At 58.7% G+C, this 20581-nt stretch carries 21 protein-coding genes; 2 read left to right on the top strand and 19 right to left on the bottom strand.

Going from position 1 to position 20581, the window contains the following annotated elements:
• Positions 1–16: 16 nt before the first annotated feature.
• Together C7J97_RS02315 and C7J97_RS02320 are read right to left on the bottom strand one after the other, a co-directional pair.
• Positions 17–805, bottom strand: coding sequence for a hypothetical protein (locus tag C7J97_RS02315; protein WP_113991927.1), 789 nt, complete (start codon positions 803–805; stop codon positions 17–19).
• Positions 802–2346, bottom strand: a complete 1545-nt coding sequence (locus C7J97_RS02320; protein WP_113991928.1) for a spore germination protein — start codon at positions 2344–2346, stop codon at positions 802–804. Before C7J97_RS02320 ends, C7J97_RS02315 begins: the two co-directional genes overlap by 4 nt.
• On the opposite strand from C7J97_RS02320, the gene C7J97_RS02325 reads away from it, so the two are divergent.
• Both C7J97_RS02325 and C7J97_RS02330 read left to right on the top strand, forming a co-directional pair.
• A complete protein-coding gene (locus C7J97_RS02325; RefSeq protein WP_112120724.1) occupies positions 2345–3037 on the top strand; it encodes a DUF421 domain-containing protein in 693 nt (230 codons plus the stop codon). The two genes, C7J97_RS02320 and C7J97_RS02325, sit on opposite strands and share 2 nt — an antisense overlap.
• Entirely contained in the window at positions 3034–3402 is a 369-nt protein-coding gene (locus tag C7J97_RS02330; RefSeq protein ID WP_112120723.1) for a DUF4363 family protein, read from the top strand. Before C7J97_RS02325 ends, C7J97_RS02330 begins: the two co-directional genes overlap by 4 nt.
• Positions 3403–3460: 58 nt before the next feature.
• On the opposite strand, the gene nrdR is transcribed toward C7J97_RS02330, so the two are convergent.
• From nrdR to C7J97_RS02415, 17 genes are all read right to left on the bottom strand, one after another.
• On the bottom strand, positions 3461–3928 hold the full coding sequence (gene nrdR / locus C7J97_RS02335; RefSeq protein ID WP_112120722.1) for a transcriptional regulator NrdR: 468 nt from the start codon (positions 3926–3928) through the stop codon (positions 3461–3463).
• A gap of 16 nt (positions 3929–3944) precedes the next feature.
• The gene (secF, locus tag C7J97_RS02340) at positions 3945–6278 is read right to left on the bottom strand and encodes a protein translocase subunit SecF (RefSeq protein ID WP_112120721.1); all 2334 of its coding nucleotides are present in this window, start codon (positions 6276–6278) and stop codon (positions 3945–3947) included.
• 182 nt (positions 6279–6460) lie between these two features.
• Positions 6461–7741 (bottom strand): aspartate aminotransferase type Ic, encoded by a 1281-nt coding sequence (locus tag C7J97_RS02345; protein WP_005925678.1) that lies wholly within the window; start codon positions 7739–7741, stop codon positions 6461–6463.
• 227 nt (positions 7742–7968) lie between these two features.
• Entirely contained in the window at positions 7969–9291 is a 1323-nt protein-coding gene (gene clpX / locus C7J97_RS02350) for an ATP-dependent Clp protease ATP-binding subunit ClpX (protein WP_113991929.1), read from the bottom strand.
• Between the two features lie 36 nt (positions 9292–9327).
• The gene (gene clpP, locus C7J97_RS02355) at positions 9328–9924 is read right to left on the bottom strand and encodes an ATP-dependent Clp endopeptidase proteolytic subunit ClpP (protein ID WP_015538544.1); all 597 of its coding nucleotides are present in this window, start codon (positions 9922–9924) and stop codon (positions 9328–9330) included.
• 138 nt (positions 9925–10062) lie between these two features.
• Positions 10063–11379 carry a trigger factor gene (gene tig, locus C7J97_RS02360; RefSeq protein WP_097786312.1) on the bottom strand — a complete coding sequence of 439 codons (1317 nt, stop codon included), beginning with the start codon at positions 11377–11379 and terminating at the stop codon, positions 10063–10065.
• A 216-nt stretch (positions 11380–11595) separates the two neighbouring features.
• Positions 11596–12279, bottom strand: coding sequence for a metallophosphoesterase (locus C7J97_RS02365; protein WP_097783957.1), 684 nt, complete (start codon positions 12277–12279; stop codon positions 11596–11598).
• Between the two features lie 36 nt (positions 12280–12315).
• Positions 12316–13782, bottom strand: a complete 1467-nt coding sequence (thrC, locus tag C7J97_RS02370; RefSeq protein WP_113991930.1) for a threonine synthase — start codon at positions 13780–13782, stop codon at positions 12316–12318.
• A gap of 98 nt (positions 13783–13880) precedes the next feature.
• A complete protein-coding gene (locus tag C7J97_RS02375; protein WP_015538547.1) occupies positions 13881–14249 on the bottom strand; it encodes a YraN family protein in 369 nt (122 codons plus the stop codon).
• Positions 14246–14893 (bottom strand): ribonuclease HII, encoded by a 648-nt coding sequence (locus tag C7J97_RS02380; RefSeq protein ID WP_113621081.1) that lies wholly within the window; start codon positions 14891–14893, stop codon positions 14246–14248. The genes C7J97_RS02375 and C7J97_RS02380 overlap by 4 nt, the downstream gene beginning before the upstream one ends.
• Positions 14890–15813, bottom strand: a complete 924-nt coding sequence (ylqF, locus tag C7J97_RS02385) for a ribosome biogenesis GTPase YlqF (RefSeq protein WP_113991931.1) — start codon at positions 15811–15813, stop codon at positions 14890–14892. Before ylqF ends, C7J97_RS02380 begins: the two co-directional genes overlap by 4 nt.
• A complete protein-coding gene (lepB, locus tag C7J97_RS02390) occupies positions 15810–16361 on the bottom strand; it encodes a signal peptidase I (RefSeq protein WP_113991932.1) in 552 nt (183 codons plus the stop codon). The genes ylqF and lepB overlap by 4 nt, the downstream gene beginning before the upstream one ends.
• A gap of 105 nt (positions 16362–16466) precedes the next feature.
• A complete protein-coding gene (rplS, locus tag C7J97_RS02395; RefSeq protein WP_015538550.1) occupies positions 16467–16808 on the bottom strand; it encodes a 50S ribosomal protein L19 in 342 nt (113 codons plus the stop codon).
• Between the two features lie 217 nt (positions 16809–17025).
• Entirely contained in the window at positions 17026–17670 is a 645-nt protein-coding gene (locus C7J97_RS02400; RefSeq protein ID WP_113991933.1) for a TIGR03936 family radical SAM-associated protein, read from the bottom strand.
• Complete coding sequence (locus tag C7J97_RS02405) at positions 17645–19504, bottom strand: TIGR03960 family B12-binding radical SAM protein (RefSeq protein WP_113991934.1); 1860 nt, start codon at positions 19502–19504, stop codon at positions 17645–17647. Before C7J97_RS02405 ends, C7J97_RS02400 begins: the two co-directional genes overlap by 26 nt.
• 37 nt (positions 19505–19541) lie before the next feature.
• Positions 19542–20051: a metalloprotease gene (locus C7J97_RS02410; protein ID WP_113991935.1), complete on the bottom strand. Its 510-nt coding sequence runs from the start codon at positions 20049–20051 to the stop codon at positions 19542–19544.
• A complete protein-coding gene (locus C7J97_RS02415; protein ID WP_113991936.1) occupies positions 20048–20578 on the bottom strand; it encodes a M23 family metallopeptidase in 531 nt (176 codons plus the stop codon). Before C7J97_RS02415 ends, C7J97_RS02410 begins: the two co-directional genes overlap by 4 nt.
• Positions 20579–20581 lie beyond the last annotated feature (3 nt).

The raw sequence follows: 20581 nt of genomic DNA on the forward strand, positions 1-20581 counted from the left end.
CAAGATTTCTGTTTTCTCATGGTTGCACCTCCGCTTCCGGCTGCTGCCAGAGCAAGCGGATAGCGGCACACAGCATGGCTACCCGGTAGACAGCGCACAGCAGCCACAGCAGCAAAAGCAGCGCATCCATGCGGGAAAAGCTGCCGCTACTCCACGCCCGCAGCAACTCCAGCCGGGGGTAGGTTCCGCTGCCAAACAGCAAAGCGCCGCCCAGCAAAGCCGCAGCCTGCACCGCAAAGCCCCATACCGGCAGCCAGACCGTGCGGCGAGCAGACCGCGCACTGCACAGAAGGGCTCCTGCAAAATATTCAGCGTAGACCGGTACGTCCCAGTTTGCTGCGGCCGGCTGTGCCGAAGGGAACAGGCGGTACCAGTGCAGTTGACCGGCGAGCCCCAGCAGGCAGACCACGCCGCCCACGGCTACAAACCACCACAGCACCCGCGCCGAGGCGTTCCAGCTTGCGGGACGGATGCACCACCCCGCCCAGAGCAGCAGCGGCAGAAAGCCCAGCAGCGCCATGGAGGAAAACTCTGCCGTGCACAGCCCTTGTGCCTGCACGAGGGTGTGCATCAGTTCCATAAAAAGCCCAGCTGTCAGTGCCAGCCGCACCGCAAGGGAGGGCGTTTTGCCCTGCAAAGCCGCTGCTGTCAGTGCCGAAAGGATGCACAGGCACACCGCGCTGACTGCGCCCAGCCACAGCGCCCGGCGCACCGGAACGCTTTGCGGGATGCCGTCTGCCAGCGCTGCAGTTACCAAACTGAGGGTCAACGCCGCCGGGGTGAAACGTTCTGTCTGCTGCTTCATGACCGCCGTTTCCCCCTCTCCCGCTTTTGCCAGATATTGAACCCCTGCCGGGACAGCTGCCGGTAGTTGCGGCGCAGAACGCCGTCCTCGGAAAGCGGCTGCTGCGGGAAGGGGTGCGGCGCAAGATACGGCACACCCAATGCTTCGGTGCTGACGAGGCTGAGCAAAAAGCCGAAAAACGCTGCTGCCAGTCCCACTGGTCCGGCAAGCCCTGCCAACAGCACCGTGCCGATGCGCAGCAGGGTGGCAGGCTCGTACAGACCCGGGGTGACAAAGACTGCAATGGCCGTGATGCTGGCCACAAAGATGACCGGGGTGCTCATAAGCCCGGTGGCAATGGCGGCATCACCAATGATGAGCGCCGACACCAGACTGACCGAGTGCCCCAGCGACTGCGGCATCCGCAGCCCGGCCTCCCGGATAATCTCTAAGAGTAGGATCACCAGCAGCATCTCGGCAAACAGGGGCAGCGGGGTGGCCTTTTCGGCTGCTTCGATCTTATACAGCAGCTGCGGGGGCAGCAGCTCCGGCAGATACACCGCCACGCACACAAAGACCCCCGGCAAAAACACCGTAAGGTAGAAAGAAAAATATTTCAGCACCCGCAAAAAAGAGGAGAACGCCGCCGTAGAGGCGTAATCGTCCAGACACTCGAACTGCTCGCTGAAGAGCGCGGGCAGCACCAATGCCGAGGGGCTGCCGTTGACCAAAATTACCAGCTTTCCCTCGCAAAGCTTCGCGGCAGCGACCGCCGGGCGCTCGGTGTAGTGTACCGGGGTGAACAGCCGCGCCTTGCCGGGCAGCAGCCACGGCACGAAATAACTGGAATCCAGCAGCAGTTCCGGCCTTGCACTTTGCAAAATGGCGCGCACCCGTTGTACCATAGCGGGGTCGGCACGGTCCTTGCAGTAGCAAAGAGCGTACTCGGTATTGCAGCAAGTGTGCGCCTGTGCGGCCTCCTGCATAAGGGTATCGGTGCGGACAAGACGGCGCAAAAGGCTCAGATTCACCCGCAGCAGGTCGGTAAAGCCTTCCCTGCTGCCGCGCAGATTGCCCTCGGCGGATGGCTCTTCCACGGAGCGGAATTTGAGCCCCTGCACTGAAAAAACAATACCACTGCTGCAGCCCTCTAAAAGCAGCACCGCCATGCCCGCCGTCAGCCGCGCTACGAGCTGCGACATATCCTGCACCGGAGTGCTCTCGGCCGGAAACGCCGAGCCGTGCAGGATATGCGCATAGGCTTGCGTACCAGTAAGCCGGACAGAAGCAGACTGCCGCCCGGCGGCGTCCAGCAAGAGTTCCCAGAGTGAATCGAGACTTGCCATGCCGTCAAACATTACGATGCACCCTGGGCAGCCATACAAAACGATCTTCTTCGCATAATAGTCCGCCGACTGACCAAACCTAGCATCAAGCGCGGACAGGTTTTCCGTAAGGCTTTGCGAAAGCTGCTGCACATCCATCACTCCTTTGTGTGTGCAGTATGCCCGCTTTGCCGCAGCGGAATACGCCGCGCACACCACCATGGAGGGTTTGTGCATGAAACTGCTGCTTTGCCGCACTATTATTTTGTATCTCTGCGTTTTGTTTGCCATGCGGCTGATGGGCAAGCGTCAGCTGGGAGAGTTGCAGCCGGAAGAGCTGGTATCCACCATCCTGATCTCCAATCTGGCGTCCATCTCCATTGAATCGGAGGATGTGCCCATCACCGCCAGCCTCATCCCGCTGTTCCTCATTGCGGCACTGGAGCTGCTGGGGTCGGTGGTGAGTTTCCGCAGCCAGAAGTTCTTCAATTTTCTCTCCGGGCGTCCCAAAACGGTCATTCTGGACGGAAAGATCGACCAGAACGCTTTGCGGATGCTGCGGCTGACCACCGCCGACCTGATGGAGGCGCTGCGCGGCAAGGATATCTTCGACCCGCGCAGGGTGTCCTACGCCGTAATCGAAACAAACGGCACACTGTCGGCGGCGCTGCGCCCGGAGCAGGAAGCAGCCACCCTCTCCGATTTACAGTTGAAAGTACAGCAGACACAGGCCACCATCCCCTTTGTGCTGGACGGGCAGGTACTGGAGGATAATCTGCGCTGGTGCGGCAAGGACCGTGCGTGGCTGGAACGCACCGCCACGGCAAACACGGTGCTGCCACAGGAGATCTTACTGCTTATCGGCAACGAGACCGAGGACTATTTTCTGCTGAAGAAGGAAGGCCGTCAGCCGGGAGGAAAAGGATGAAGCGGATCTATGCGTGTATCCTGATTGTGGCGGCGCTGCTGGCAGTATCCCTTTACAGCAGCGGACGGGTGCAGAGCTTTGCACAGGATATCTCGGCCGACTTGGACTGCGCCCTTGAGGCAGTACGGCAGAAAGATTTTTCCACTGCACGGCAGGCACTTGCCGAGGGTGCAGAACTGTGCGATACCATGCGGGAAACTATGAGCCATCTGCTGCGCACGGCCGACTACACGGAACTGGAAGCCGCGCTGCGGGCGGCAGACGGATACCTTGAGCAGCAGGCCGCAGAGGAGGCACTGGGCGAACTGCGCCGCGCACAGGTAGAGGTGGAGCGGCTGGAGTGGCTTGCCCGGCGGCTGGTTTAAGATGAGCAAAAAAGGACACTGCACAGTGTTTCGTGCAGTGTCCTTTTTAAGTTATAGTTTACTGATTTTCCTTGCGGTCGCCCACAAGCTTTTTCAGTTCATCAAGGAAACTTTCCACGTCCGCAAACTGGCGGTAGACCGAGGCAAAGCGGATATAGGCCACCTCGTCGATCTTTTTCAGTTCCTCCATGGTCAGCTCGCCGATGCGCACACTGGGGATCTCGCGGTCGTAGGAGCTGAACAGGGACTGCTCGATGCTGCTGACGGCACGTTCCAGCGTTTCGTAGCTGACAGGACGCTTGGCACAGGCGCGCAACATGGCGTTGAACAGCTTCTGCCGGTCAAAGGGTTCGCGGGAGTTATCCTTTTTGATGACCACCAGCGGCACTGTTTCCACCACCTCGTAGGTGGTAAAGCGCATGTGGCAGTTCAGGCACTCGCGGCGGCGGCGGATGCGCTCGTTATCTTCCGTGGGGCGGGAGTCGATCACCTTGGATTCCTCCGCACCGCAATAAGGGCACTTCATCTTTTGTTCCTCCGCCTCAGTTCTTCTTTTTGCTGCGCTCGCTCCACAGCACCCATGCCGAGGTGGAAACGCACAGAGAGGTGTACACACCGCTGATCATACCCATCATCAGCGGGAATGCAAAGGTAAAGATGCTGTCCAGACCGTAGAGCTTTGCCACGATGCACATCACACCCAGTGCCATCACGGTGGTGATGGTGGTGATCAGGGTACGGCGGGCAGACTGATTGACCGACTGGTTGACCAGCTCCTCAAAGCTGCCCTTTTTGCCCATGAGAGCGCGGTTCTCACGGATACGGTCGTACACCACAACGGTATCGTTGATGGAGTAGCCGAGGATGGTGAGCATGGCGGCGATAAAGTTGCCGTCCAGTGCGGTGCGCAGCAGCACAAAGGTGCCAAACACCACCATCAGGTCGTTGACCAGCGCCAGCACTGCCATCATACCGCCGGTCAGACCGCCGATGTTCTTGAAACGCAGGGCGATATACAGCAGAATGAGCACCAGTGCAAACACCACAGCTACCAGACTCTTCTGCAGGAACTTGGTGCCCATGGCTGCGCTGACGTTGCTCAGAGACAGCTGGGCAAACTGGTTGTCCGGGTAGTTCTCATTCAAGGAATCCAGCAGGTTCTCCACCTGCTCGGTGGTCACGGTCTCGGTGCCGGGCATGGAGATCTTCAGGGTCTGGTCGCCGGTGGCCACATTCTCGCCGGTCTGCAGGGTCAGGCCGGTGTTTTCCAGCGCCGCAGCAGCGGTCTTTTGCACAGCGGCTTGGTCAAAGCTGCCCTCATAGGACAGGGTGACCATAGCACCGCCGGTGAACTCAGTATCCAAATGCACACCGAACACTGCGGCGCACAGCAGGATAACTGCCATCAAGCAGGCAGAGAAGGTCAGGAACTTTTTGCGCAGGGCAACAAAGTTTACCGGCTTCTTTTCGGCCTTTTCCTGCCCGGGCTTTGCAGCGCCATACAGCCACGGATTGCGCAGTGCCTTGATGGCAGCTGCGCCGCGGATCATAACACGGGTAGCGAACACGCCGAACACAAAGTTCAGCAACACGCCGGTGAGCAGCGTATAACCGAAGGCGTAGATGGTGCCTGCGGTAGAGGGGCCGAAGGCAAAGAACACAAAATGCAGTGCCTTAGCAAACAGGCCATCCGAGGGGCCGAAGGCACCCATGAGCACGATGGCCACGATGACGATGGTCACGTTGCCATCAATGATGGGGGTCAGGCCGCGGGCAAAGCCGCTCTTCAGTGCGCCGTCCAGAGATTTGCCGTTTTTCAGCTCCTCCTTGATGCGCTCGGCGGTGATGACGTTGGCATCTACGCCCATGCCGATGGCCAGAATGATACCTGCGATACCGGGCAGGGTCAGGGTAAAGCTTTCAAACACCGGGAAGTAGCCGGACACAAAGGCCAGCGTAGCAGCCACCTGACCGGCCAGCGCGATGCAGGCCAGAAAGCCCGGCAGACGGTACAGCACCGTCATGAACACCACGATGAGGGCAAAGGCAATCAGGCCGGCCAGCACCATGGCACCAAGGCTGTTTTCGCCCAGACTGGGGCTCACGGTGGAGTAGCTGTCCACGCTCAGCGCAAAGGGCAGCGCACCGGAGTTGATCTGGCGTGCCATCTTGACCACGGCATCCTGCGTAAAGGGATTGGACGCCGAGCTGGTGATGATAGCCTGTCCGTCGGTAATGGCGGTGTTGACGGTGGCGGTGCTCACGTTCTCGTCGTCCAGCCAGATGCTGATGCTGCCCTTATCGGCGGCCAGCTTAGTGGTGGCATCGCCAAAAGCCTTGGCACCCTCGGTGGTGAACTTGAGGGCAACGTAATACTCAGAGCTGCCGCCGTTGCTCACAGCGCCGTACTGCGCCGAAGCGCTTTCGACCATGGAGCCGTCCAAAATCAGCTCGCCGTCCTTGCTGGCTCCCTCGCGGAAGGTCAGGTAGGCGGTGGTGCCGATCTCCTGAATAGCAGACTCGGGGTCAAAATCTGTCTCGCCGGACTGCCACGGAAACTCCAGAATCAGACTGTCGGAGTTGTTGTCCACATACAGCTCGTAGTCGGTCACGTTCAACGCGACCAGACGGTTCTCGATGACCAGACGGGCGGCATCCAGCTGCTCGTCCGTGGCATCGTAGCTATCCGAGGGCACAAAGGTGACGTTGACGCCGCCCTTGATATCCACACCAAAGCGGATATCCTTTGCACCCTTGATGTAGGTGGTGGTCACATCGCCGTATTTTGCCGCCACGCCAAAAAAGGCGGTGTAAACAAACACAACGATCAGCAGCGCGGTAACGACCAGCTGCCATGCTTTGCCTTTTGTTTTCATAAGTCGGGAACCTCCAAAAGCGGCGGCTGTGCAGCCGCAGCCGTTTTTGTTGTGAACCGCAAGTTTTGCCGACGGTTCCTCTCCTCACAGAGCAGCCGTCGTGCCGACCTTTCTGTGATAAAACTCCCCTGCCAGCCCTGCAAAGAGCCCCGCAGAGGAGAATATACAAATTATTTTAAGCCTTAGGCCATATCAGCCAGCAGCTTTTCCACAACAGCCAGACGCACGCAGACGCACAGCAGTTCGGAAGCGGTCTCCACCTCGTCCAGACTGGGGTAAGTGGGGGCGATGCGCAGATGAGAATCCTGCGGATCCTTGTGGTACGGATAGGCAGAGCCTGCACCGGTCAGCACCAGACCTGCGTTCTTGCACAGTTCCGCCACGCGCTTAGCGCAGCCGGGCATGACATACAAGCTGATGAAGTAGCCGCCCTTGGGGTTGGTCCAGTGGGCAATATCGCCGCAGGGGGTGAGGTTGGCGGCAAAAGCGGTCTTGACGGCATCGAAGCAGGGCACCAGACGGCGGCGGTGCTTTGCCATGTGTGCCAGAACGCCCTCCTTGTTCTTCAGGAAGCGGACATGACGCAGCTGGTTCATCTTATCGTAGCTGATGATCATCACTGAAAAGCGCTTGCACATATACTTCATGCTGTTGTCGCTGCATGCAATGGCAGAAACACCGGCGCCCGGGAAGGTGATCTTGCTGGTGGAAGTGAACATAAACACGCGATCCTGCGTGCCATACTTCTTGCTCACGTTCAGCAGAACGGGGGTCTCGATGATCTCCTCGGTCAGGTGATGGACGATGTAGGCCTCATCCCAGAAGATCTTGAAATCCGGGGCGGCGGTCTTCATCTTGGCAAAGCGCTCGATGGTCTCATCACTGTAAGTGTAGCCATCGGGGTTGGAGTACTGCGGCACGCACCAGATACCCTTGATGGTATCGTCCTCAGCCACCAGCTTTTCCACAACGTCCATATCGGGGCCGTTGGGGGTCATGGGCACGCTGATCAGCTCAAAGCCGAACTCCTCGGTGATAGCAAAGTGACGGTCATAGCCGGGCACCGGGCAGAGGAACTTGCGCTTCTCTACCTGAGACCAAGGGCAGGGAGACTCCGGGAAGCCGAACACATAACCGATGTTGATGAGGTTGTACATCAGCTGCAGGCTGGAGTTGCCGCCCACGAACACCTCGTTGGGCTTTACGCCGAACACATCTGCAAACAGGGCGCGAGCCTCGCTCAGACCCTCCAGCTCGCCGTAGTTGCGGGCGTCGGTGCCTGCATCCGTGGTGTAGTCGGTCATCTTCAGCAGGTCCATTGCCAGATCCATCTGGTGGGGGCCGGGCTTGCCGCGTGCCATGTTCAGCTTCAGACCCTTTGCCTGAAACTCTTTATAAGCCTGTTCCAGCGCTGCCTTTTCAGCGGTCAGCGCATCGCGATCCATCTCGTGATAATTTGCCATTAAAAACACACTCCTTTATAGTACTCTTCCTGTTACCCAATACTATGGCTCGTCTTTTGCGGTATGCCCCTGCCAGAGAACACACGCCGCACGATCCATACTTTACTATTATAGTACATTTTCCTGTCAGAAACAAGAATTTGAAAGCAAAAAGCCCTGCCAAAAGCAAAAAGCTTTCGAAACAGGGCTTTTAGGCAGGTACACTCCCCTGCTGTGCGGCGATGCCGTCAGCTGAGAGCGGCCTGATTTTTATAGCGTTTGCGCACGGCACCGTATTCCAGATGTGCCTCGCCGCCCTCCACGGTGTCCTCATCCACGGTCACGCGGATGATGGTGGCATCGCTGGGCACCTCGTACATGATGGGCAGCAGAATGCTTTCCATCACGCTGCGCAGACCACGGGCACCGGTCTTGCGCTCGATGGTCTTGCGGGCAATGGCGTGCAAAGCTTCGTCCGTGAAGGTAAGCTCCACGTTATCCATGCCCAGCAGCTCTTTATACTGCTTGACCAGACTGTTGCGGGGCTCCTTGAGCACGCGCACCAGCGCATCCTCGTCCAGATCATCCAGCACGGTGATGACCGGCAGACGGCCGATCAGCTCCGGGATCAGGCCGAACTTGACCAGATCGTGGGGCTCTACCTTGCGCAGCAATGCGCGCTCAGCCTCGGTGGAGTTATCCTTCAGCGCACTGCCGAAGCCCAGCGCGGACTTATCGGTGCGGCGCAGGATATACTTGTCCAGACCGTCAAAGGCACCGCCGCAGATGAACAGGATGTTGGTGGTGTCGATCTGGATGAACTCCTGCTGCGGGTGCTTGCGGCCGCCCTGCGGCGGCACGTTGCTGACAGTGCCCTCCAAGATCTTCAGCAGTGCCTGCTGTACGCCCTCGCCGCCCACATCGCGGGTGATGGAGGGGTTTTCGCTCTTGCGGGTGATCTTGTCGATCTCATCAATGTAGATGATGCCGATCTGTGCCTTCTGCACATCAAAATCCGCCGCCTGGATCAGCTTGAGCAGAATGTTTTCCACGTCCTCGCCCACATAACCGGCCTCGGTAAGGGTGGTAGCGTCCGCAATGGCGAAGGGCACGCCCAGCATCTTAGCCAGTGTCTGCGCCAGCAGGGTCTTGCCCACGCCGGAGGGACCCAGCAGCAGCACGTTGGACTTTTGCAGTTCCACGTCGCCGCCCTTGCCGCTGAGGATACGCTTATAGTGGTTGTAGACCGAAACGGACAGCACACGCTTTGCCTCGTCCTGACCGATGACATACTGATCCAGACCTTCCTTGATCTCGGCCGGGGTCATGATGTTGATATCCAGATCTGCAGCAGCGGGCTGGATATGGGCGCGGCTTGCGCTGCCGCGAGCCGGACGGGCGCTTTTGGGCTGATCCGGCTTGTCAGAGAGCAGATCGTGGCACAGGCCGATGCACTCGCTGCAGATATTGACCCCGGGGCCAATGATCATGCGCTCCACTTCGTCCTGATGCTTGCCGCAAAAGCTGCAAACCAGATCCTTTTCGTTTTTGCCGGAATTGTTATTTGCCATAGCTGTTTTTCCTTATCCTGGATAGATTATAGCGGTTTACCGGTGGGCAATGACCTCATCGATCAGGCCGTATTCCTTTGCCTGCTGCGCGGTAAGGTAGTTGTCGCGCTCGGTGTCCTGCTGGATCTTTTCCAGCGGCTGGCCGGTGTACTCGCTGAGCATCCGGTTCATCTTATCGCGGATATAGACCATGTGCTCGGCATGGATCTTGATATCCGTGGTCTGACCGGAAAGGCCACCGCCCTGACCGCCGATCAGCGGCTGGTGGATCATGATCTCGGCGTTGGGCAGCGCAAAGCGCTTGCCCTTGGTGCCGCTTGCCAGCAGGAATGCACCCATAGAGGCCGCCATGCCCATGCAGATGGTGGAAACATCGCACTTGATATACTGCATGGTGTCATGAATGGCCATACCGGCGCTGATGGAACCGCCGGGGCTGTTGATATACAGGCTGATGTCCTTATCCGGGTCCTGCCCTTCCAGATACAGCAGCTGCGCCACCACAAGGCTTGCGGTGGTATCGTTGACATCCTCGCTCAGCACGATGATGCGATCGTTCAGCAGACGAGAGAAAATATCGTAAGAACGCTCTCCGTGCGCCGACTGCTCGACAACGTAAGGAACAAAACTCATAAAGTTCGCCTCCTGAAAATGGTTTAAGTTTATTGGCAAAATTGACCGATACGGGTCCCCTGTAAAGTTCAGCCGTACCGGTCAATTTTAACAACCTTTGATAAAACGCCTGCGGCGCTTTACAGGGCCCGGCACTGATTACTCAGCGTCAGCAGCCTTCTCAGCCTCTGCGGGCTTCTCCACGATATTGGCGTGGCTCTTGATGAAGTCGATGGCCTTGGTGCGAGCCAGATCCTGCTTCAGATCCTCGAGGTTGATCAGCTCACGCACCTTGTCCTCTTCCATCTTGTACTGGTCAGCAATGCGCTTGATCTCGGCATTGATCTCGTCCTCAGAAGCCTCGATGTGCTCAGCAGCAGCAACAGCCTCCAGAGCCAGACCGATCTTGACCTGCTTCTCAGCCTGCGGCATGAAAGCGGCGCGGAACTGCTCCATGGACTGACCCATATACTTCAGGTAGTCCTCCAGACGCAGACCCTGCTGCTCCACACGGAAAGCAAAGTCGTTGACCATCTCGTCCATGCGGACATCGTACATAGCCTGAGGGATCTCGCCTTCCATGCTTTCGATGACCTGATCGACCAGAGCATTCTCGACAGCCAGATCATCCTGCTTGTCCAGCTGCTCCTGGTTGTTCTTGCGGATGGAAGCCTTGAACTCGTCCAGAGTGTCGTACTCGGAGCAGTCCTTTGCCAGCTCGTCATCCAGAGCGGGCAGCTCCTTGTACTTGACCTCATGCAGCTTGATCTTGAAGACAGCAGCCTTGCCAGCCAGCTCAGCAGCCTGATACTCGGTGGGGAAGGTGACGTTCACGTCGAACTCCTCGCCGGCAGAGTGACCAACGACCTGCTCCTCGAAGCCGGGGATGAAGCTGCCGCTGCCCAGAGTCAGGTTGTAGTGCTCAGCCTTGCCGCCCTCGAATGCAACACCGTCCACAAAGCCCTCGAAGTCGATATCAGCGATATCGCCATTCTGAGCAGCGCCCTCACGGGTCAGCTCACGGGCGTTGCGCTCCTGCACACGCTTCAGCTCAGCGTCCACAGCCTCGTCGGTAACAGTATGGACAGTCTTTTCCACGGTCAGACCGTTGTAGCTGCCAACCTTGACCTCGGGCTTCACGGCGACCTTCACGGTCAGGGTAGCGCCCTCTGCCTCGCTGGCAGAATCCACGCTGACCTCAGGACGGCCCACGGGCTCCACACCGGCTTCCTTAGCGGCAGCCTCAAAAGCCTCCGGGAACAGCTCGTTGATGGCGTCGTAGGTAAAGACGTCTGCGCCGTACATCTTCTCGATCAGAGCCTTGGGAGCCTTGCCCTTGCGGAAGCCCTGCACAGGGTACTTCTTGCCCTCTTTTTTGAAAACATCGGCAACAGCCTTCTTGAAGGCCTCTGCGTCGATGGAGAACTGCAGTTCTGCCATGCTCTTCTCGAGCTTTTCACACTTGATGAGATTCATTTGTTTATCCTCCACTCAAATATTCTATTGCTCAGGGCAGGAAGTTTTTGCCCGGGGCAACCGCGCACCACGTCCTTGCTGTATGCACACGGAATGCGGGGACGCGCGCGCTCAATTGGGTGCAACAATCGCGTCAAAACTTATTATAGCACGCTCTGGACACAATTGCCATACCAAATTTTTAAATTTTGTCGTTTTTGCCCTTTTATACCGCCGTTAATTGATGCGGTAGGGGCAGAAACGCAGGCCGTCGGCACTTACCAGCTTGTACCGGATGCCGTCCACCTCGCCCTGTACGGCAAACCGGATGGCGTTGCCGTGCAGATGCCCGTAGAAGCAGGTCTTGATGCCGAACTCCTTCAGGGTGGCCACGATCTCTGGGGCGCTGGTGCCGGTGTAGACCGGCGGATAGTGCAGGAACACCAGCTTTTCCAGCCCGGGCTCCGCAGCCTGCAAGCTCATGCGCAGACGGCCGATCTCCCGGTTCATCACCTTTTCATCGTGGGGCTCGCCCACATCGAACAGCCAGCCGCGGGTGCCGCAGATGGCGTACCCTTCCACGCTGTAAGAATTGTTATGCAGGATATGCAGGGTATCGAAGCCCTCGGCCTTGAGGTAGGCGTTCATCTTGTTGGCGGTGGACCACCAGTAATCGTGGTTGCCCTTCATGATGATCTTCTGTCCGGGCAGCTGCTGCAAAAAGGCGAAATCCTTGCGGGTATCAGTCAGGCGCATGGCCCAGCTGATATCCCCTGCCAGCACGATGGTATCCTGCGGGGTGATGAGCTTGCGCCAGTTTTTCTCCAGCCGGTCCACATAATCGTTCCAGCCGGGGAAGATATCCATCGGCTTGGATGCGCCCAGAGAAAGATGGGGGTCGCCAAGCACAAAAAGTGCCATAGTCTGTTTACTCCTGTTCTGTCTGTCCGCAGAAGCTTATGCCTGATAGCCCAGCGCCACCTCAGCGATCTGTGCCGGGGCAATGACGGTATCAAAGCGCTCCGGCTTGCTGCGCAGAGCGGCAAGGCTTGCCGGTGCAGCGTGACCGGTAGCAGCTTCCAGCTGCTGCATGGCTTCAAAATCGTTTTCCGGGGCAGCTTTGCCCAGTGCGCTCAGCACGCTGCGGGGGAACTTGAAGGGCGATGCGGTGGAAAGCACCACCATGGGCACGCCCTGCCGCTTTTTCTGTGCAGCCACATGGAAGGCCACGGCGGTGTGGGTATCGCACAGGTAGCCGTCCTTTTCGTAGCGGGAGCGGATCTCCCCTGCCACCTCGTCCTCGCTGCTCCAGCCGCAGGAAAAGATTTCCTGAATGGCGACCAGCGTCTCAGGGCGGACGGTGTAGCTGCCGGTAGCAGCCAGCTGCTGCATAAAGCCCGCCACCTCGGCATCGCTGCCGGTCACATGGTACAGCAGACGCTCCAGATTGGAGGACACCAGAATGTCCATGCTGGGCGAGGTGGTCTTGAAGAACTCCCGCTTTGCGGTGTAAGTACCGGTGGTGAGGAAATCGGTCAGCACGTTGTTCTCATTGGAGGCGCAGACCAGCTTGCCCACAGGCAGACCCATCTGCTTTGCGTAATAACCGGCGAGGATATCGCCAAAGTTGCCGGTGGGCACACAGAAGTCCACCTCGTCACCGAAGGTGATTTTGCCGGCTTTGAGCAGCTGGGCGTAGGCGGCAAAATAGTAGACGATTTGCGGCACAAGACGGCCCCAGTTGATGGAGTTGGCGCTGGAAAGACGGATGTTGCGCTTTTCCAGTTCGGCAGCGATGGCCTTATCGCCGAACACCTTCTTTACGCCGGTCTGGGCATCGTCGAAGTTGCCGCGCACAGCGTATACCGCCACATTAGCACCCTCCTGCGTTGCCATCTGCAAACGCTGGATCTCGCTGGTGCCGCCGGTGGGGTAGAACACGGCGATCTCCACACCGGGGATATCATGGTAGCCGTCCAGCGCAGCCTTACCGGTGTCGCCGCTGGTGGCCACAAGGATCAGAGTTTTTTCAGTGCGACCCAGATTCTTTTTGGCCTCCACCAGCAGCTTGGGCATCAGCTGCAGGGCGTAATCCTTAAAGGCGCAGGTAGGGCCGTGCCACAGCTCCAGAGCATAGGTGTCCCCTTCCACCGGGGCAAGATAGCCTGCCTTGCCGCCGAAAGCAGCGCCGTAGGTGCTGCGGGTGGCCTCGGTCAGGAAGGTGGGTTCGTAATCGGTCAGGTACTCCCGCACAACGGCTGCTGCCAGCGCGGGGTAGTCCAGCCCGCACAGGGCTTTTACATCCACCTGCGGAAAACTTTCCGGCACAAACAGACCGCCCTCATCGGACAGTCCCTGTGCAATTGCCTGAGAAGAAGTTACTTTGCGGTTCTGATCTCTGGTACTGAAAAACTGCATGGTCATCGCTCCTTTTCGCCACGGAACGTGCCGGGCACGTTCCCGGTTGTACGGCAAAATCCTCGTTTTGCCGCATACTTCCCACCGGTGCCACGGTTCCTGCCTTAGGTCTCGCAGAGAAAGGCACCCTTTATAATATGTACCATCCAGCGCCCGCTGTCAAGAGGAACTACCTCTGCAACGTCAAAACGCACCGGTTCTTCGCTTTGGCCGGTCTGCTGCAAATACCTTTGTGCAGCGCAGATCAGCCGGTGCTGCTTGGCCGGGTCTACGGCGGCAGCGGGGCGCTGCAGCATCCCTTGGCTGCGGGTCTTTACCTCGCAGATGACGATGGTGCCGTCCGGCTCCCGCAGCACAAGATCCAGCTCTCCCATGCGGGTATGATAGTTATGCGCCAGCAGCTGCGCGCCCTGTTTCTGATACCAGCGGGCAGCGGCAGCTTCTCCCCTGCGGCCGGTCTCGGCGCGGTTCATTTGCCGCTCTCCGGCCAGTAGCCCTGCTTTTTAAGGAAGCTGCGTCGGTAGAACGGCTGGATGCCGTACTGCGCGATCAGCTCGTAATGCAGCTTTGTGGGGTAGCCCTTGTGCTTTGCCAGCTGATACTGCGGATACTGCTTGTCCAGCTCCAGCATATAGCGGTCACGACTGACCTTGGCCAGCACCGAGGCCGCGCCGATGCTGGCGCTGGTGGCATCGCCCTTGACCACCGGCTGTGCCGGGATCTGCAAGCCTGCGGGGGTACGGTTGCCATCCACCAGCACCAGATTGGGCACGATGTCCAGCTCTTCCACCGCCTGCTGCATCCCGCCCATGGTGGCGTTCAGGATGTTTTCCCGGTCGATGACCTCCGGCCCCACAAAGATGATGCGGTAGGCCAGCGCTTTTTCGCAGATCTCGTCAAACAGCGCCTCGCGCTTTTTTTCGGTCAGCTTTTTGGAATCGTTGATGCCGTACACCGGGTTTTCCGGGTCCAGAATACAGGCCGCTACGCACACAGGGCCGCACAGCGGGCCGCGCCCGGCCTCATCTACACCGGCAAAGCAGCCGTACTGGCTGCGCACCTCGGCATCAAAGGCATACAGCGGAGCGGAGATCTCCTCATCCGAGCGGCGCTTCATTCCTCGTCCTCCTCGGCAAAGTCGGCCAAATCATCCCGCTGCGGCGGGCGTTCCAAAGAGATGCGACCCCACTTGCAGGCGCGGAACTCGTCCACCAGCATGATGGCGCAGCGCTCGGTATTCACCTCGCCGCCGCGCACCAGCAGCCCGCGCTTGCGGCCGATGGCCTCCAGCAGCTCATAGGGCGGCAGTGCCAGCGTTTCGGCATCCAGCTTGTAGCGCTGTGCCACAAGGTCGGGATAGTTGCGGCGCACCTCGTCCAGCAGGTTCATGGCCAGCTCTTCTACGTCCAGAATATCGTCCTTGATGGAGCCGATGAAGGCCAGATTGGAGGCAATGGTCTTGGAATCGAACTTTTTCCACAGCACGCCGGGCATATCCAGCAGGTCAAACTTTTCGGTGCTGACCCACTGCTTGCCCTTGGTCACACCGGGGCGGTCTGCCGCCTTGGCGCGGGCAGAGCCCGCGAAGGTGTTGATAAAGGTAGATTTGCCCACGTTGGGGATGCCGCACAGCATCACCTGCGTTTTGGCACCGCCCATGCCGCGGTTCTGGCGGCGCTCCAGCAGACCGGAAAGCTCCTTTTCAATGGCCACCTTCACGGCGTTTGCGCCGCCCTTCTGCTTGGCGCTGATGGCCACGCAGCCGGCATCTGCGGCGTGGAAGTAGCGGATCCACGCCTCGGTCACAGCCGGGTCGGCAAGGTCGGCTTTGTTCAGCGCATAGAGCTTGGGCTTGCGGTCGGTGATGCGCTCAATCTCCGGGTTCAGGCTGGAAAGCGGGATGCGCGCGTCCAGCAGCACAAGGCTGGCATCAACGTGCTGGATCTCCTGCTCCATCATGCGCAGAGTCTTGGTCATGTGGCCCGGGAACCACTGAATATTGTACTGGTTTGCAAACCGGGTATCCATTTCGTTCATTTTACCACCCCAAATTCTGTAAAGGGCATAAAGCACAGCAGTACCTTGCCCAGAATATCACGCTCGTCAATGCAGCCGACATAGGAGGAGCGGCTGTCCAGCGATTCATTGCGGTTATCCCCCATCACAAACAGGGTGCCCTCCGGCACCGTGAACGGGAACTGCACATCGTAGCCCAGATAGGTAGGGGCTGCAACGTAGTCCTCCTGCAAAAGCTCGCCGTTCACCGTGACCGTACCGGCGTCATAGTCGATGCTGATGGTGTCGCCGCCCTTTGCGATGATCCGCTTGACCAGCGGCTTACCGTAGACGGTGTAGCTGTCCACGATGACCACATCGCCCCGCTGTGGGGTGTAGCCTGCCGCCCAGACGATAAGCTTATCGCCGTGGGTCAGGGTGGGCACCATAGAGCGTCCATCCACCTGAATGATGCGGAAGAAAAACGAAAAGATCAGTACCAGCACCAGCGCTGCGGAGATGAGCGCTTCGTACCATTCCAGCATGCCCTGCCCACGTACGGCGGAGGGAGACTGCTGCTGTTTTTCCATAGCTTTGCCACCAGCCTTTCTTGATTTTATGATACACCCGGGCTTTGAAAAAGAAAAAAGGGACAACAAGTTGTCCCTTTTCTCCCGGTTTCAAATCGGGGATGATCAAATATCGCTCTTGACCTTGGCAGCCTTGCCCGTACGGCCACGCAGATAGAACAGCTTTGCGCGGCGAACCTTGCCCTTGCGGACAACAGTGACCTTCTCAACGAAGGGGCTGTTGACGGGGAAGACACGCTCGATGCCGACACCGTAAGCCACGCGGCGAACGGTGAAGGTCTCTGCAACGCCGCCGTGCTTCTTGGCGATGACAGTGCCCTCAAAGGCCTGAATGCGCTCACGGTCGCCGTCCTTGATACGAACATCAACGCGGACGGTATCGCCAACGTTGAACTGAGGCTTTTCAGCCTTGATGCTGCCTTCAGAAATAATCTTCAGTGCGTCCATTTTTGAATCCTCCATTTGTTTTTAGACGTTCATGCACGGCATAGCCGTCAGAGGACCGCCCGTTTAATGATAAATACTTGTCATTAACCCCGCTGTGGTCTCAGCGGACACTAACGCCCTAATAGGATAGCACAAAACCGGCTTGAATGCAAGCAATTTAGCGAAAAATCTTGCAAAAATTTTCTGTTTTGCCTGATAGACGGACTTTTGCGCAGCTTTAGACAAACAGCTGCCGGTCTGCCGTCAAAAACTTGGTGCGCAGAATGTTGGCACTTGCGGCGGGCAGGCCGAACTTTTCTTCCAGAAAACCGGTGAGCAGCGAGGGGTTCAGGTTCAGCTCCTGCGCAGCGGGCAGGCACAGCTCCAGCTGCACGGTGTCCCCCAGTACAGTATAACTAAGCTGCGGGATATGCTCTTTAAGGTTCACGATCTTTTTGCCGCGCTTGCTGTGCTTTTCCACGGGGGCTGTCTCCAGCGCATTATACTGCTCCAGCACCGTAGCGGCAGCCGCCAGGTAGCTGATGCGGTAGCAGGCAAAGGCGATGCTGTCCGCCTTCATTTCCACCGGAGCCACCCGGGTAACATGGATACCGGCGGGCATAATGGCGTTGAGGGCGGTCCGCCACTGGGCAAAATCCGGGGCTTCCGCCTCGGTCTTAACGTCCACGCACTCGCACTCGCTCTCCTGTCCCAACGAGAGCGGGCAGGCAAAGGTCATGTAGATATGGGGGTTGAAACCCAGCGTATGCCACACCGGCAGACCGCTGCGCTTGAGCACCCGCTGCATCACCCGCTGCAGGTCCAGCAGGGAGATATAGGAGGCTTCATTTTTCTTTTCAAACGAGATTCTGACTGTAATCAAAGCAGGGACCTCCTAACAGATGGTTGGCACCGCATGCGTTGCAGGCACGGTTGCAGGGCGGGGTGGTCTGGGCGGCCAGAGCCTTGTTGTACTCCCGCACCAGATACTCGTGGGTGATGCCGTAGTCCATGTGGGACCACGGGGTCACCTCGTCCAGCGCGATGGGGCGCTGGCAGTAGAAGGCGGGGTCGATGCCCATGTCTGCAAAGGTCTGCATCCAGGTATCGTACTTGAAGCACTCCTCCCAGCCGTCGAAGTAGCAGCCGCGCTTATAAGCCTCCACGATGACCGGGGCAAGGCGGCGGTCACCCTTGGCGAACACACCCTCTAAGAAGCTGGTGGTGCTGTCGTGATAGTTCACCTTGATCTTGCGGCTGTGCACGCTTTCCAGCAGGTGCTTCTGCTTGGCCTGCAGGGTCTCGGCGGTATCCATGGGCACGAACTGGAAGGGGGTGTGGGGCTTGGGCACAAAGCAGGCGCAGCTAATGGTCACCTGCACGCCGCGTCCCTTGGCGTGGTTCGTATTCTTGTAGTAGAGGTCTACCACCTTCTGAGCAGTCTCGGCAATACCCTCGATATCCTCCATGGTCTCGGTGGGCAGGCCCATCATGAAGTAAAGCTTGACCGAGGTGTAGCCTGCATTGAAAGCGATGGTGCAGGTCTTTTCGATCTCGTCCCAGGTGACGTTTTTGTTGATGACATTGCGCAGGCGCTGGGTACCGGCCTCGGCAGCAAAGGTCAGGCCGCTCTTGCGCACCTTGGTGGTCTTTTCAATGAGGCTCTGGGAGAAGTTGTCCACGCGCAGGGAAGGCAGCGACAGGCTGACGTGCTCCTTGGGTGCCCACTCGTTCAGATCGTCCAGCAGTTCTTCCAGCTGACCGTGGTCAGAGGTGGAAAGGCTGGAAAGGCTCAGTTCTTCGTAGCCGGTGTTTGCACACAGATCCTGTGCTGCCTTGTTCAGCAAACTGGCATCGCGCTGGCGCATGGGGCGGTACAAGAAGCCTGCCTGACAAAACCGGCAGCCGCGCACACAACCGCGCAGCACCTCGATGCTGGCGCGATCCTGAATAGCACCTACCATGGGCACCACAAAGTTTGTGGGCGGGGCAAACTGGTTCAGATCCTTGATGATGGCTTTGGTGATGCGTGCGGGGATGCCCGGCTCGTTGGGGGTGATGGCCTTCACTCTGCCATCCTCGTGGTAGGTGACATCGTAGAAAGCCGGGATGTACACGCCCGGGATCTTTGCAATGTTGAGCAGCAGCTGTTTTTTGGAGATGCCCTCTTTTTTAGCCTTTTCGATCTCGGCGCAGATGGCGGGCAGCTGGTTCTCGCCCTCGCCCAGTTGGATGACATCAAAGAAATCCGCAATGGGCTCAGCGTTGCAGGCGCAGGGGCCGCCCGCTACGATCAGCGGCCAGCGGTCATCACGGTCTTTGGAGTAGAACGGGATGCCCGCCAAGTCCAGCATGGCAAGGATATTGGTATAGGAAAGCTCGTACTGCAAAGTAAAGCCCACAGCATCAAAGGCCGTGAGAGGGTCCTTGCTCTCCATGGTGTACAGCGGCAGCTGCAGGCGCTCCATCTCTGCCTTCATATCCAGCCAGGGCATAAAGGCGCGCTCGCACCACCAGTTTTCGTGGCTGTTGAGCAGCTCGTACAGGATCTTTTCGCCCAGAAAGGACATTCCCACCTCGTAGGTATCCGGGAAGCAGAAGGCAAAGCGCACATCCACCTTGTCCTTTTCTTTATAGATACTGCCGGGCTCGCCGCCGGTGTAGCGGCCGGGCTTCTGCACCCGTCCCAGCGCTTCTTTCAGTTTGGGATCAAACATCGGGTCCTCCATAAACAATCCGTTTTTTGCGTTCTTTTTATTTTACCCCAAATGTGCCGGTTTTGCAATCGTTTCCGGCGGGTTGTGTGCACTTTCCGTATTTTTGCCGCCAGAGCGCCGCCGCGCACGCCGCTATCTGTGCACCATCCAGCGGCGGGATTGGCAAAAGGTTGAACAGCCCCGTCAGCAGATTTGCCGCCCAGAACGCGCTGCCGCGGATGGTGGCAGCTTGCGCAAGGCGCAGCGCCCACGCCCCGGCAAGTAAAAAATTGACCGCAGGCCCGGCGGCGGCCAGCACGAGCCGCTGGCGCGGGGAGAGCCTTTCCCCTACTGTGCGCATACAAAAGCCGGTCATGGTCGCCTCAATGACCGGCAGATGCCTTTGCTGGATGCAGTAGACAAAAATGTGCCCCAGCTCGTGCAGAATAGCCGCCAGTAGCCCCAGACGCAGAAAACCGCTGGCATCAAAGTAGAGCAGCAGGTACACCACACCGCACAGCAGCACCGGGTCCCGGAATACAAGCTTCCCCACCCGCAGCCGGTTCACGGGGCATTCTCCAACAGGGCGGCGGGGTCGCAGGCAGCGCCCTGCTGCCACAGTTCCAGATGCAGGTGCGCACCGGTGGCGCGGCCTGTCTGCCCTACTGTGCCCAGCGCCTGCCCGGCCTGCACCACCTCTCCCGGGCGGACATAGAGGTATTGCAGGTGCGCGTAGCGGGTCTCGCAGCCATCCGGGTGCAGGATGCGCAGATGGTTGCCGTAGCTTGGGCTGTATGCCGCTGCGGTCACTACCCCGCCCTGTACTGCCCGCACTGCCGTGCCCGCTATGCAGGCAAGGTCAAGCCCCTGATGGAACGCAGGCTTGCCGGTAAAGGGGTCTGTCCGCGCGCCGTAGGCGTCCGAGATGCGCCACGCCGCAGTATCCAGCGGAAAGCAATACTTTTTGGTATTCCGCGCAGCCTGCACCGGCAAAGCCGCCAGCAGGCAGAGTGCCAGCCCCGCCAGCACAAGTGCCATGATGCCCCACCGCCATCTGCGCAGCTTTGCTGCCTGTCCGCTCCGTTTTGCCCGCATACA

Source organism: Faecalibacterium prausnitzii (assembly GCF_003324185.1).
In the GTDB taxonomy this organism is placed as follows: Bacteria; Bacillota; Clostridia; order Oscillospirales; family Ruminococcaceae; genus Faecalibacterium; species Faecalibacterium prausnitzii.